Raw genomic sequence first — 13,938 nt, forward strand, 5'->3', positions numbered from 1 at the left:
AATGTGGGAGCGAGCCTGCTCGCGAAGGGGGCAGTGAGATCAATACAACTTCTGACCCATATTACTATCAAGCATCGACACCTTATCTGTCGGCTTGGTCAATAAATTACTGAGCGACTGGTCAAACTTCTGCAATGCCCTTACTTGCACATTCTGTTGCTCTTTAATGTCAGCGACAATCTCTTCACTGCGTTTAAAGTCCGCCCACACAGGACTTAGCGCCTTCGCGTCATGCCCTTTTGCAGTTCCGATGTAACTCAGGTTCTTATCGTAGAAGTCCACACTGACATTCGCCTCGACATCCGAACTGCGCGAGGTGATCAATTGACTGCGGCTGTCGACGATGGCGACGACATCCGGTTTTGCCGCCTGCAGGCTTCGCATGTCCGGGTACACCGTTACCGATCCAAATTGCCGGTCTAGAGAGGCCTTGACCCAGTCCACCGCCAGATCGGGTTTTGACGTGGCCACATAGGCGTCATGAATCGACTGCACCAGCAGGCTCTGGCCGAAACCGGTGCCGGCATTAGCCCGGTAGTCTTGCAGGTAGGCGCGGTTGGCCTGGGTATTGCGGCTGTACACGATGCCAAGCGTTACATCCCTACCGTTGGGAATGCTCGTTGCGCTGCTGCGACCCACCGGTTGCGTGAACATACCGTCTAGCGGAGTAACCGCTGAAGGCGCCGTGGGAATCGAGCATCCGGTTATTAGAACGGTCATGGTCAATGTACTGACAAACGCAAGTTTCATGGTGTTTCTCCCGTGAAACAACTTCGGTCGGAAAGTTACAGTTGCCGCATAGGGTCGGCAGTCACTCCAGACTAAACCGTGCGCCGATGAATGAAATAGCCAAACCATGCAGTTATCCATTGACCAATAGTTTTGTTCGGTTTAACGGAGGGCGGTTAATTGCCTGATGATATAAAAACGCCCAAATCAAGAGTTCGGACGTTTTTATTTATGGCTGTGGGTTTAACGATCAGTTTTCCGGGAAGGCCAGGGGACCAATGCGCGGCGCTGAAACGAAAAAGATCGCAGTCCCCGGTAACGTTTGCAGAGGTACCCATACACTGCAAGCGCTGCCAAGGACTGCGATCTTTAACCGTGTCTTATCTGATCGGAAAGCTGTTGAAGTCGACGGCGTTGGCCAGCTGGCAATCGATCAGGTCGATGAAGCCTTGCACCTGGGGACTGTTGAAATGCGATTGCATGGCCGTTTCCGATTGCCAGTGGGCGCTGACAGTCCAGCGATTACTGTCCTCAGGGCAGCGGTCGACCATATAGGATTCACAGCCGGGTAGTTCGCGCAGGGTATCGACAATCTTTTGCAGTTGCTTACCCAGTTCGTCCGAGCGCCCGGCGACAGCCTGCACCTTTACGGTATTGATCACTTTGTAGGACATTGCTCACACTCCTGAATCAGGCCGGACGAATCCTGCTCATTGAGGGATAACGCCTATGCAGGATAGGCCTGCACCCCCGGACCACCAATAGCCAATCGCTGGATAAAATCGCAGACCAATCCATCAGGCAACCTGCTGCAAAATATCTCTGAGACGGTCCAGGGCGATGTCGATGTCCAGGGTCTCGATAGCGCCAAAACCAAGGAAAAACCCGGCCTGGGGCGCTTGCTGGTAGAAAAAACTGTCAATGGCATAGAGTCCGACTTCTACTTTTTTCGCCAGCTCGATCACCAGTGGCACGTCGATCGCTACCTTGCACAGCACCACCATGTGAAAACCCACCGTGGTCGGCACCGCTTCAAGCCAAGGCGCGAGATCACCGGCCATGCGCGCCAGGATCCGCTCACGCCTGCCCGCATACATGGCATGGCAGCGACGAATGTGCTTGAGCAGGCAGCCTTCGGCGATGAATTTGGCCAGCGCCCACTGGGGCAGGGTGGAGGTGTGCAGGTCGGTGAGTTGTTTGGCGCGCACCACCGCCTCGAGAATCGCTGGCGGCAGGATCGCGTAACCCAGGCGAAGCTCTGGCAGCAGGGTTTTCGAGAAGGTTCCGACATAGGCGACGATGCCGCGCTCGTCCATGCTTTGCAGGGAGTCCGTGGGGCGGCCTTCATAACGGAATTCGCTGTCGTAGTCGTCCTCGATGATGATCGCCCCCAGTTCATGGGCTCGTGCCAGCAGCGCGACACGGCGCTCTTGGCTCATGGGCATGCCCAGCGGAAACTGGTGCGATGGGGTAACGTAGATCAGCCGCGTTCCGAAGGGGATTTTCTCCACCACAATGCCTTCGGCGTCCACCGGGACGCCAATCACCGTGGCGCCATGGGTGCCGAACAACAGGCGCGCCGGCGGATAACCGGGATCTTCCATGGCGACGAGGCTGCCCGAACGTGTCAGCACTCGTGAAATCAAATCCAGCGCCTGTTGCGCACCATTGCACACCACCACGTCCTCATCCTGGCAATTGACCCCGCGAGAAAAGGCGATGTGCTGCGCGATGGCATTGCGCAGCGCCGGCAGGCCTTCGGGCAGGCTGTAGAAGCCCTTGGACCCGGCAATCTGGCGCAAGGCATGGGACGTACAGCGTCGCCAGTCGTCCTGGGGAAACTGGCCTTTGCTGGTGGCGCCGCCAATGAAGTCATAACGCAGCGAGCCTTCCAGCGTCGGATGACGCAGAAACACCGGCAGGTTGCGCCAGGATTCGATCACCTCGAAGCCGGCAAGCTCGCTATGGCTTTGTTTGTGCTCGATTTTAGAGGTGCGAGCGTTGACGTAGGTGCCTTTACCGATCACCCCGGTGAGGAAGTTTTCATAGGTCAGCTGGGCATAGGTATCGGAAATGGTCTTGCGTGAAATGCCCAGTTGCTCGGCCAGCAGGCGGCTGGGTGGCAGTTGCGTCCCGGCTGCCAGGCGGCCCGATTCGATAGCGCTGCGCAGTTGTGTGTACAACTGCCCCGCCAGGTCCTTGCGTCCGTTAATGACAACGTGTAGTTCCATACCGGCAAGGCTCCATGGCAATTGAGGCGCGTGTGCATCGCGCCAGATTAACCTCAACGGGCGTTTGTGCAGTAGTTGTGTGGTGGAAAAACCGCCAATTGGTCTGGGGCCAGGTGGTCCACGGATAATTCGCGCAATTGGATCTGTAACGCATCGTTAACAACGACTACTTTGGGGGCACATCATCGCTACATGAGGTCGCTCCATGAACCCTCGCCTGGATTACTACAGCGCCTCGCCCAAGGCGATGAAAGCGATGATCGCCATGGAAGCCCTGACCAGCAGCCTGAGCATCGAGCCGGCGTTGCTGCACTTGGTCAAGATCCGTGCCTCGCAGCTCAATGGCTGTGCGTTCTGCACCGACATGCACTCGGTAGACGCCCGACGCCTGGGCGAGACCGACCGCCGTCTGTACTCCATCGTGGTGTGGCGCGACAGCAACTTCTTCAACCCGCGCGAGCGCGCCGCCCTGGCCTGGACCGAGGCGGTGACACTGCTTTCGGAGAACCATGTGCCGGACGCTGTCTACGAGCAAGCCCGGGCGAAATTCAGCGAAAGTGAACTGGTAGACCTGACCATCGCTGTTACCACCATCAACAGCTGGAATCGACTGGCAGTGAGTTTCCGCCAGACGCCCAGCGCCTGAGCGGTTGTCACACGTCGTTCATGGACGATGCGCAGGATGGAGCTCCCAGTGAAAGATCGACAGGGAGTCATCGATGTCATTCATGGAAACCAGCGGCGATCAGCCAGTATCGCAATATCCCTCATCCTTCGATAAAACCACGTCCTGGCGCACTCGCGCGGCGCAGATCGATCCGTTGCTGGCGCAGTGCTTCAGCGTCATCGCCCGTTGCGGCTGCTTTATGCAGGCGGCCCGCCGCCTCAACATCAAGGCAACCCGGTTGCGCAAGCAATTGGCGCAGCTGGAAAAGCAATTGCAGTGTTCGCTGTTCAGCCCTTCGGAGAACGGCCTGGTGCTCAGTCGTGACGGCCTGCAACTACACAAGCAGCTAACCGCCCTGGCGCATGAACGCGAGCTGCCGGTGATCGAGCAACCCCTGGTGCGGCTGGCCGTTGCCGAGACGATCCTGCACGACATCCTCGGTCGCGACCTTGTGGCGTTGCTGCGCCGCAATGCCAGTGCGCGCCTGGACATCATTACCCTCGACAGCGAATTGTCCCTGCAGGCCATCAGTGCCGATGTCGTGGTGTGGCTGGCGGGTACCGAATCGCCGCTGCCGGGACCGAGTTTCGCCGTCAGCGAACCACGATGCCTGGCGCGACTCGACTACGTTCCCCACATCGCCAAGCGCTATTCACGGGTCGCTTCGCGGCCGGACAGTCTCGATGACCTGGCCGACTTCATGCTGGTGCAATGGCAGCATGATCGGCAGATCGACAGTTTTCGGCCATGGCACGATCTGGTCGACCAGCGCCTGGCCGGGGTTGTGCAATTGCATTCCTATGAACTGATGCTGGAGATGATCCGTTGCAGCGCCTGCATCGGCCTGTTGCCCGGCTACATGAGTCGCTTCGATCGCGGCTTGATCGGCTTGTCGGGGCTGTTCAGCCAGCCGATGCAACGCCAGGTGTGGCTGGCGGTTAACGCCGAGTCCCAGGGCGATCCGCAGGTGCAGACGATTGTCGAGTTGATCCTCAGCACCTTCGAAGAGCGGCGGGACTGGTTCCTGTAGGAGCGAGCATGCTCGCGAAGAACCTGAGAACACCCCGGGGTGTCAGGCATCCCACGTCATCGTTGACGACCATCGCGAGCATGCTCGCTCCTACAGGGGTTTTTTTTCATGAAGGATGCGTTATAGAGTGACCGGCCATGTCTGCATCAAGGATGAATCACCCATGCCGCTCACTGACGCTGCCATCACCCTCGAACGCTTCAACGAATCCCACCTCGACGGCGTTACCGCGCTCTACAACGACCCAGCGGTCACCCGTCAAGTGCTGCAAATGCCATTTCAGTCCGTCGAAGTCTGGCGCAAACGCCTGGAAACGGACAACGAACGCTCGGTCAAACTGGTCGCGCTGCATCAGGGCGTCGTGGTCGGCGAGCTTGGCCTTGAACAGTTTTCACGTATCCGACGCAGTCACGCCGGCAGTTTCGGCATGGGCGTGGCGCCAGCCTGGCAGGGCAAGGGCGTGGGCTCGAAACTGCTGGCAGCGGCGCTGGATATCGCCGACAACTGGATGAACCTGCGTCGGGTCGAACTGAGCGTGTATGCCGACAACGAAGCCGCTATCGGCCTGTACCGCAAATTCGGCTTCGAAACCGAAGGGCTGTTTCGCGACTACGCGGTGCGTGATGGCGTATTCGTCGATACCTTGAGCATGGCGCGCCTGCGCCGCATGCCAAATTTCGTTTGATGAATTCGTCCAGGGCAAACGCCAGCGCCGCCCTGGCGTGCACGTGGTACTGAGCCATACCGCTCGCGCTTTTAGTCGTACGTCGGCTGCGCGCATCTGCCATGCTCTAGATCCGCAGCACCGCTTCAATCAAGGGAACACTGCAATGGACGACGTACGGCAACTGGGCGAAATGCTTCGTCACTACGCAGAAAGCGAAGCGCACAAAAAGCAGCTGTTTGAGACGCAATCGGCCGAGTGGGTCACGCACATTGGTGAGTTGTTCGATCAGATCCAGCAGTGGCTGGAGCCGGTCCTGGCGCCGAATTTGCTGGAGGTGAGCCGCGAGGCGTACGTCGCCTCGGGCCCAAGCGTGCCCGTCGAGACCTCGACCTACAAGACCGAAAAGCTGAGCATTTTGATCGCGGGCAAACCCGTGGAGTTCGTGCCAGACGTGATGGGCGCGGGTGGGCAGATTTCACTCGCCGTGATGGGGCTGACGGCCGCGCGATACGGCAGCATTTCGCTGGTGTGCCTGCCACCATCGAGCAGCTGGCAATGGCGCAAGACCAATGGCTTGAAAGACCCGGATATCTTCGTGTTTGATGCGAACTTTTTAGCGCAGCAACTGCAGAGTTTGATCCCCCGGGAGCGAGGCTGAAAGTCTGTTTCCGATCAATCCTTTGACAGTTAAGGAGGTCTGGTTTCAACCTACTCAGCCCCTCCATGGAGGGGCTGAGCCGGCTGGTAATTGCAGTCTTCCTAGGCGTAACTGAGACTAAAGGATCGGAATAACGGTTATGAAAACCTTTTCTGAAAGAAGAGTTGCGTAATTCTTGGATTGGACCGAGATGATAAACGGGATACCGGGAACCATATTGTACATTGTATAGTTCGTCTCACTGACGTTTTTTGGTTTTCCTAGCACCGTGATGACATACCCCGCCAAGTCTGGTTCCGGAGCATCCCAGGCGAGCTTCACTATTTTGCTCTGATTGAAAGTTACGTGAAGATTGGTCGGCGGAAGAGGAGGAGAAGCGTCCTCTTTCTTGGTCGTGAATTGCACGTAGACCGGAGGAGAAAAACGTCCATCATTATCCACTGCCCTGGTTTTAACTGTGTATGGGGTTGTTTCTTTCAAGTCTGTGTAGGTGTGGCTGAGCTGGCTGATAACAATCGGGGGGGAATTTTCTATAGAGATCTCATAGCCCGCAGCTCTAGCGGAAGGGGTCCAGGTAATCGTTGCTGATGTGGCGGTAAGTTTGCTGACCTCCGGTGTACCAGGTCTGGTTGGCCCTCCACTGAGCATAATGGCGCTGGACTCTCCGGGAACACCGAGCGGGCTTACAGCCCAGACTTCGCCGATATTATTCTCTCCACGAATCATCTTGTGTGTGGTGAAGGAATTTGAGGGAGAAATGAAAGCTGGTGCTCCTTCATTGATCGAAACGGCATACCCACCGTTGTTGTTTTCTTTTGCCCAAGTCAATGTCGCAGATGTTTCGGAGGTAATAATGCTGTTTAGGTTGCTGAGCTTTCCCGGAACAGAGGTGTCAGCAGTGAAGGTGTGGATGAGAGGATCAGACAACTCTTCACCACCTCTAAGGCGAGCACGAATCTCAATGGTGTAGGCAGTACCCTCGTCAACGAGCATCCAGTGCGCCAAAGCAGATTTGGCTATGTATATAACGGATCCGGGAGTTATTTTTACTTGATAGTCATAATCCAAATTAGAGGAGTAGCTTTCCTTCCACTCTAAAACTCCAAAATGCTTGCCGGGTGACCATTCAAGTTCGTCGATTGTGAACGATGGCAAAGTAGGTGGTCCAGGTCGCCGTTCCAATGTTATTGATGCGGGTTTTGAATAAAACCCGACGTTGTCTTCGGCCCGTACCTCGAAACGGTATTCGGATGCGCGATCAAGATTCTGTAATGAATAAAATAGCTCTGAAGTGTAATCAAGGACTGCATCGTTGCACTTGATTTCGTATCTTTTAATACCACTAACATCATGGGATGGTGTCCAGGTGAGCTTGACGGAAGTCATGCGGATATCTGAGGGCCTAAATTTTCCAGGCGTGCTGGGCGGAGCAATATCTGTAACATGAAGTATAAATTCTGAAGAATAGTCGGAGCGCCTGTCAAGCGCATCTACCGCGCGAACTTTATAGGTGTAACTGCCAGGGGGAACCGTCTCCAAAATGCCTGTGGTGATGTGCGGGGTTTTTGTGATTTCTCCGTTCGCGGAAATTTCATAATAATGTACTTGGCCATCTGTAGGCGCGTTCCAAGTGAGCCTTACCTGCTCAGTCATATCTATCTGAGCGGCAGAAAGTCCTGTTGGTGGGGTTGGAAATGGATACTGCTTTGCGCGTTTTTTGGTGATGTCAATGCAGAAGTCAACGAGACCGGTCCCCTTGAAAAAGTCAACATTGACGATGTTGGCTAACATCCCTGTATTTAGAGTGGGGTCGAAAAACTTGCGGAAGTAATCACTGCTGGATGTCAGGCGTAGGGGGCCATTTGCATTGCGCGCGTGTGCATTGAAGATCCAAGGATATTGAGCGGCTGCTATGTTGCCCTGTAAGATATGTTTAAAATGCTCTTCAGTATATTCCACCAGTCTAGACAAGCTTGAGTCTACGCCGGCCCACTTTTTACCGAATGCCGGCCAGTAATTCGCTGTCATAAGACTATCAGGCGTCGCAATAATCACACTTCGACCGGGGTGAATTTGGCTGATTTGTTTTAATGTCATATTTTTTGCGCTTGGCGGTATCAACAGATTGTTGAGAGGAGCCAGATAACGTTGGCATCTGCCTATGCTGTCGTTGACCTGGCCCGTTTTGTACGATTCTATGGAAAGTATAATCAGCTCCTTAGGGTTGTTTGCAGCAAATGTCCTGATCGTTTCCACGCAATCTTGCAGGTAGCGTCCTGTGACTATCATATGTTCGAATCCTACCTCTTCGACAAGTTTTGAGCCATTGCGTCCGACAGGTTTATTATAGCTATAGTCGGCAATTCTAAGGTCGAAGACACGTGCGCCGTTATGGAGTTGATAGCTGAAAGTGTCGTCCTGGCAAGCTGCGAATAGTTCTTCAAATCCCCAGAGTTGCTCCATGTCAGCTCCGGCATTATGAGTTGCCGGTAATAAAGTGTGATGAACTTTAAGGTCGGCGATTTCCGACCAGATATCAGTCATCCATCGGCTGTAGTCGACGGCAGGTGCGGCGCGTTCATTCGCGCTATTTGGGGACGATGCGCGAACGGGTTCAGTTGTTTTTGCCGGATTTTGCTCGTTGCCGCTCATGATAGTGTCCTTCCTGGGTGAATAGTGCGGTCAATGATTAGTCGGTTTCACCGCGCGGCGCCACTAGCAGATCTGCTAGTGACAGATGCCACAACATAAGCTAATATTGAGCGCCGGTATTTTAGTCGTCCTTTCGGAGTTTTTTGTCAACAACAAGTCGACCGAAATTGAGTTTGGTTATGAGGCCGCGCTCTGATGATGTAAAAACGTATAAACCCCTGTCAGATTTGACAGTTGTGATTGATTATTTATTTCTTGAAACTACAACCCTGTGCGCAGGTTCATCCTCACGACCACAAGGGGTTACACAATGCTTATCGAACTTTCAAATGAATTTCTGAAAATATCAAAAGGTAATGGGCAGTTGACTTGTGAGCTCCCATTTTCACCAGGTTATGTAGTGTCTGACAGCATCGAGCTGCGGCTATCCAGTCCGAAACTGCAGGTGATCGCAAAAAAAGAACGTCCGGAAGGATCTTATTATTTCAGTTTCGGTATTCCCAATGGTGTCCTGGATACGCCCGCTTCAAAGATGACCATTGGTCCACAAAGTAATCTTGTCAGTGTGAATTTGATTTACATTACCGGGGAGGGTGGCTTTCACTCTTATGAGGGTGCTTCGGGCTCTATCGAATTCACATACTCCCATGCCACGCAGCGCCTGGAAGCTAAATTTGGTTTTAAAGCCATTAAAGGTGAGGTATTTGAGGGCGTATTTGATGTAAGCGAATTTAGCATGGTAACCGAAGCTCCGATGAGTACAGGAGTCTTTTCGGCTGTCTTACCTGATCCGGTACTGCCCCGTGAGTTTGAAGCGGACCGTGTTGAGCTCGAAACGTATAGGCCTGGGGCTGGTTTGGCGTTTCATGGATTCAATACAACTGGCTATGGTCGTGAATATGCATTTGCGCTGTCATTACCCTCTAATATGGAAGTCGGTATAAGTAAAACCTACGACGTCGCTATTTATCCAAATAATGAAGGCAAAGCGATGGCTGGCCTGATTATTGGTTCAAATGATGGGCCAATCAATATGTATCTAGGTGTGAGCGGCGCAGTGGAAGCCACCTACACGCCCAGCAATAACAGACTCGAAGGAAAGTTTTTCTACATGACAATAGGAGGCAAGAAATTTACGGGTAAGTTCGATATGCGTTACTAACTGGCCAGCTCAAGAGCTTTTCAGGGTGGAATTGATCAGCTGTCGAAATTCATCCACCCTTTTTTGCGACTTCAGGCGACACTGCGTTAATGCTTTTAACCGCTGCCATATAAATGTGTTTACGCTGCTTGCGGGTCATTCGCAGACGAGATCAGGCTGGTGTGCAACGGACGCAAGTACATTAGGCTAAGGAAAAATTGATTTGTGGGGATCAGATCCAAAGTCGCCCCAGCCTGCTGGTCTTCCTCTGATACGGTATTTTCACCATCAGCTGAATCTGCAATGCGAATAAGCGTACGTCCATAGTCACTACCTCACAACGAGCCTGTAGGAGCGAGCATGCTCGCGATGGTCGTTAAAGATGACGAGGGCTGCCTGAATGAACGTGGCGCCCTCACGTCCTTCATCGGAACGCCGCCCGGAGCATGCTCGCTCCTACAGGGTTTTGTGCCAAATCCTGATGAGGTAGCCCCATGTATCAGCACGACGACTATGACCGGGCACTGGTGTTCGAGCGTGTTGCGCAGTTTCGCGATCAGGTCGAACGCTTCATGGCGGGCGAACTGAGCGAGGAAGAGTTCCTGCCATTGCGCCTGCAAAACGGCCTGTACATGCAAAAACATGCGTACATGCTGCGCGTCGCCATTCCCTACGGCACGCTGAGCGCCCGGCAGATGCGCACGCTGGCGAGCATCGCCCGGGATTACGATCGCGGCTACGGCCACTTCACGACGCGGCAGAACATGCAGTTCAACTGGATCGAACTGGCCCAGGTGCCGGACATCCTCGAACGCCTGGCCAGGTGCACATGCACGCCATCCAGACCTCCGGCAACTGCGTGCGCAATATCACCACCGAAGCCTTTGCCGGGGTCGCGGCCGACGAAATGATCGACCCGCGCCCGCTGGCGGAAATCCTGCGGCAGTGGTCGACCATCAACCCGGAATTCCTCTACCTGCCACGCAAGTTCAAGATCGCCATCTGTTCGGCCGAGCAGGACCGCGCGGCAATCATGATGCATGACATCGGCCTCTATCTTTACCCTGGCGACGACGGACAAATGCTGCTGCGGGTGATCGTGGGTGGGGGCCTCGGGCGCACGCCGATCCTTGGCTTGCAGATTCGCGAAGGCTTGCCGTGGCAGCACCTGCTGTCATACGTCGAGGCGGTGTTGCGCGTGTATAACCGCCATGGCCGGCGGGACAACAAGTACAAGTTGCGGATCAAGATTCTGGTGAAAGCCCTGGGTCGAGCCTATAGCCAGGCCTATTTGCTACGCACTCGATTGGGCTGGAGCGGGGAGTTGCGTGCCGTTGGTGATGTGTTGCGCGATCAGCTCAGTCATATGCGCCAATGTGGATTCGACAGCTTTGCGGTGCGTGAAGACAAATCTGCCGAGGATGCGCTCAAGGGGCTGGCGGGAATGAGCGTGTTGTATGGGCGGTCGGTGATTGAGCCGCGGCCGTTGTTTCGGCGGCGGTAACAGCGTCCCCAAGATCAAAAGATCGCAGCCTGCGGCAGCTCCTACACAGGAATCCGCATTTCCCTGTAGGAGCTGCCGAAGGCTGCGATCTTTTGACTTTCCCGCGCCTCGACGATCACTTCAACGCCGGATCCCCCATGTTCATTTTCTTCCAGCCCTGCAACAGCACCTGAGCCTTCGGTTCCTGGCCGTTATCCAGGTAGTACTGGATCAGCGCCAACCGCGCACTGCGGTTGGCTGGCTGCACTTTCAACAGCCTTTCCAGCTCTTCGCAGGCGGCATCGACCTTGCCGCTGTCATGCAGGGCCACGGCCAGTACATAGCCGTATTGCGCGCTCTGCGGTTCCAGTTGTGCGGCTTTGCGCAGGAAGGGCATGGCCTGTTCGGATTTGCCGGCACGCACCAGCGACAAGCCCTGGGTGTGTTGCAGCAGTGCGGCGTCGGGGTGTTCCTTCAGGCTTTGCGCCAGAAGCGCTCGAGCTTCCTGACCTTGACCGTTGGCTTCCAACCATTGCACCAGTGTCACCAGCGCCGGGTGGAAGTCCGGGTCGCGCTTGAGTGATGTGCGCAACAAACCTTCGACTTCGCCACTGCGGCCGCTGGCCTGATACAGCATGGCCAGGTTGAGGTTGGCTTCGGCGCGTTCGGCCAGGCTCTTTTGCACGCTCTCGTACTCGGCGATGGCCGCGTTCCAGTTGTCCTGAGCCGTGCCCAAGCCATTACGTGCCACGCTGAGCAAATCCCGGGCCGCGGCAATGCGCACAGCCTTCACCGGATCGCTCAGCAATGGCCTCAGCAGCGGCGCACGTTCGGGTGGCGGCAGGAACGCGCTGATCGCCCGCACGGCGCTTTCACGCACTTGCGGTGCCAGGTTACTCAAGTCCTTGGTGGCCAGTTTCAGCGCCTGTTCGCTAGGGTACAGCGGCAACTCGGCAAGCAGGGTCGCCCGTTGAATCGCCGGCAGGTTGCTGCGTTGCAGTTGCTCGTACAGGGCTTGCGCGGCACCGGGTAAACCGTTGCGAATCAGCCACAGGCTTTCGTCGTAACGCGGGGCCTGCGCGGCGGTGGACGTGTTCCAGAGCTTGAACTGCTCGGTAACCTTGTCGCCGGCCTTGCCCTGGTGACAGGTCAGGCAGGCGTCCGGCGTACCGAGCTTTTTCGCCCGCTCGGGGTTGGGAATGCTGAAGCTGTGATCATGCCGAAAGTCATTGATCATGTAGAACTTGCCGGGCATGTGGCAATCCACGCATTGCGAGCCCGGTTGGCCCATGGTGTGCCGGGTGTGTTCGATGGAGTCGTAATTCTTCGCTTGCAGGCCTTTGCCGTCGACGCCTTCGACGGAGGTTTTGCCAGCCGTGTTGTGGCATTGCAGGCACACGCCATTGCCCGGCGCCTTGAGTTCGGTGCTGTGGGGGTTATGGCAGTTGCTGCAGCGCACGCCCTTGTCGAACATTTTGCTCTGGGCGAACGAACCGTGTTCGAACACTTCATCCTTGATCTTGCCATCCAGCGCATACAGTTCGCGGGTCAGGGCACTTGGCAGGTAGTCGTCCATCAGGCGCTTGCCCACGGTAAAACCATCACCCAAGGGGGCGCGGCGAGAGTGGCAGCGGGCACAGGTTTCGATCTCGACGGTCGCGTTTTTGTCCTTGAGGTCGACGGCAAAACCGGCATGGATCAGATCGCCTTTTTTCGTCGTCCATTGCAGATGATGGGAGGCCGGGCCGTGGCAGGCCTGGCAGCCGACGCCGAGGCTGTTCCACTGGCTGTCGAAGGTGTTTTTCGCGGTATCGAAATTGCGCTTGTACCCGGTGGTGTGGCACTCGACGCACATGAAATTGGCGTTCTGGCTCGGCTTGCTCCAGTGCAGCGGGTCCTTGAAGGTCACACCCTGGCCTGGATAGAGATGAAACCAGCGGTGCTTCTCGGTATCCCAGGCGATGCCGAGGGCTTGCAAGCGACCTTCGCCGACCTCGATCAGGTATTGCTGCAACGGTGCGATGCCAAAGGTGTAGGCGACCTTGAAGTCGGCGTTCTTGCCGTCGATGCCAGGGGTGTTGACCCAGAATCCGTCGTCCTTGCGCGAGAACCGGGTGATTTCGTTTTCGCCCTTGAAGGTGACGTTGTTGAAGTCGCCGAGCAGGGTCTCGGCATTGGCTTGCTGCATCGCCAATTGGTGATGGGAGCCTTGCCAGTCCTTGACCTGGGCGCTGTGGCAGCCCTGGCATTGCTGTTCGTCGACCATTGTCGCCGGCGCCACGGCGACGGGTTGCGGTTGCGGCCTGACGGGTTGAGAGACAGGTGTGTTGACCGGCGCATAGGTCGAGGGAGCCGGTTGGCTGCTGAACAGAAACCAGCCGATGCCCGCGACCGCCAGCAACAAGACGCCAATGGTGACGGAGAACAGGTATCGATGAATCAGGGTCGGTTGCGAATCAGGGTTTGGGTTTGTTGCTTTATTTTTATGTTTCGGCATTACGACTTCCGTAGTCCAGGTGCGTTTGCCGTCAGGCGCGCGTTCAAGCTCGGTGCAGCTTTGCCGGATGGCCGGCGTCTGTCAAATGATGGATGCGGTGAGGCTGATGGCCCCATCGCGAGCAAGCTCGCTCCCACAGTTGATCTGTGTCGTACACAAAATTTGTTTACAAACACAATCCAC

The 13,938-nt window shown here is 55.7% G+C and carries 10 protein-coding genes and 2 pseudogenes; 7 read left to right on the forward strand and 5 right to left on the reverse strand.

Features of this window, described 5'->3' with window-relative positions; genetic code table 11:
• Nucleotides 1–39: 39 nt before the first annotated feature.
• From ACA058_RS14340 to pdxR, 3 genes are all read right to left on the reverse strand, one after another.
• Entirely contained in the window at nucleotides 40–750 is a 711-nt protein-coding gene (locus ACA058_RS14340) for an ATPase (protein ID WP_497639656.1), read from the reverse strand.
• Nucleotides 751–1,109: 359 nt separating this feature from the next.
• Nucleotides 1,110–1,403 carry an antibiotic biosynthesis monooxygenase family protein gene (locus tag ACA058_RS14345; RefSeq protein ID WP_497639657.1) on the reverse strand — a complete coding sequence of 98 codons (294 nt, stop codon included), beginning with the start codon at nucleotides 1,401–1,403 and terminating at the stop codon, nucleotides 1,110–1,112.
• A gap of 123 nt (nucleotides 1,404–1,526) precedes the next feature.
• Nucleotides 1,527–2,960, reverse strand: coding sequence for a MocR-like pyridoxine biosynthesis transcription factor PdxR (gene pdxR, locus ACA058_RS14350; protein ID WP_497639658.1), 1,434 nt, complete (start codon nucleotides 2,958–2,960; stop codon nucleotides 1,527–1,529).
• A 205-nt stretch (nucleotides 2,961–3,165) separates the two neighbouring features.
• Between pdxR and ACA058_RS14355 the strand changes: the two genes are divergently transcribed.
• The 4 genes from ACA058_RS14355 (at nucleotide 3,166) to ACA058_RS14370 (ending at nucleotide 5,982) form a co-directional block, all read left to right on the forward strand.
• Nucleotides 3,166–3,606 (forward strand): carboxymuconolactone decarboxylase family protein, encoded by a 441-nt coding sequence (locus ACA058_RS14355; protein ID WP_497639659.1) that lies wholly within the window; start codon nucleotides 3,166–3,168, stop codon nucleotides 3,604–3,606.
• A 73-nt stretch (nucleotides 3,607–3,679) separates the two neighbouring features.
• Nucleotides 3,680–4,657, forward strand: coding sequence for a LysR substrate-binding domain-containing protein (locus ACA058_RS14360; RefSeq protein ID WP_497639660.1), 978 nt, complete (start codon nucleotides 3,680–3,682; stop codon nucleotides 4,655–4,657).
• 163 nt (nucleotides 4,658–4,820) lie between these two features.
• Entirely contained in the window at nucleotides 4,821–5,342 is a 522-nt protein-coding gene (locus ACA058_RS14365; RefSeq protein ID WP_497639661.1) for a GNAT family N-acetyltransferase, read from the forward strand.
• Between the two features lie 145 nt (nucleotides 5,343–5,487).
• Complete coding sequence (locus tag ACA058_RS14370; RefSeq protein WP_497639662.1) at nucleotides 5,488–5,982, forward strand: hypothetical protein; 495 nt, start codon at nucleotides 5,488–5,490, stop codon at nucleotides 5,980–5,982.
• Between the two features lie 117 nt (nucleotides 5,983–6,099).
• Here the strand turns inward: ACA058_RS14370 and ACA058_RS14375 are convergent, their stop codons facing one another.
• On the reverse strand, nucleotides 6,100–8,634 hold the full coding sequence (locus ACA058_RS14375) for a phosphatidylinositol-specific phospholipase C domain-containing protein (protein ID WP_497639663.1): 2,535 nt from the start codon (nucleotides 8,632–8,634) through the stop codon (nucleotides 6,100–6,102).
• 310 nt (nucleotides 8,635–8,944) lie between these two features.
• On the opposite strand from ACA058_RS14375, the gene ACA058_RS14380 reads away from it, so the two are divergent.
• The 3 genes and pseudogenes from ACA058_RS14380 to ACA058_RS14390 all read left to right on the forward strand — a co-directional run.
• Nucleotides 8,945–9,796 (forward strand): hypothetical protein, encoded by an 852-nt coding sequence (locus ACA058_RS14380; protein WP_497639664.1) that lies wholly within the window; start codon nucleotides 8,945–8,947, stop codon nucleotides 9,794–9,796.
• 473 nt (nucleotides 9,797–10,269) lie between these two features.
• A pseudogene (gene nirA, locus ACA058_RS14385) lies at nucleotides 10,270–11,045 on the forward strand (nitrite reductase NirA); the annotation flags it as partial.
• Nucleotides 11,043–11,279 (forward strand): annotated as a pseudogene (locus ACA058_RS14390) (DUF934 domain-containing protein); the annotation flags it as partial. The pseudogenes nirA and ACA058_RS14390, both read left to right, overlap by 3 nt.
• Before the next feature lie 115 nt (nucleotides 11,280–11,394).
• Here the strand turns inward: ACA058_RS14390 and ACA058_RS14395 are convergent.
• Nucleotides 11,395–13,755 carry a tetratricopeptide repeat protein gene (locus tag ACA058_RS14395; RefSeq protein ID WP_497639665.1) on the reverse strand — a complete coding sequence of 787 codons (2,361 nt, stop codon included), beginning with the start codon at nucleotides 13,753–13,755 and terminating at the stop codon, nucleotides 11,395–11,397.
• Nucleotides 13,756–13,938: the final 183 nt, after the last annotated feature.

The sequence above is a fragment of the Pseudomonas sp. LBUM1649 genome, from assembly GCF_059716155.1.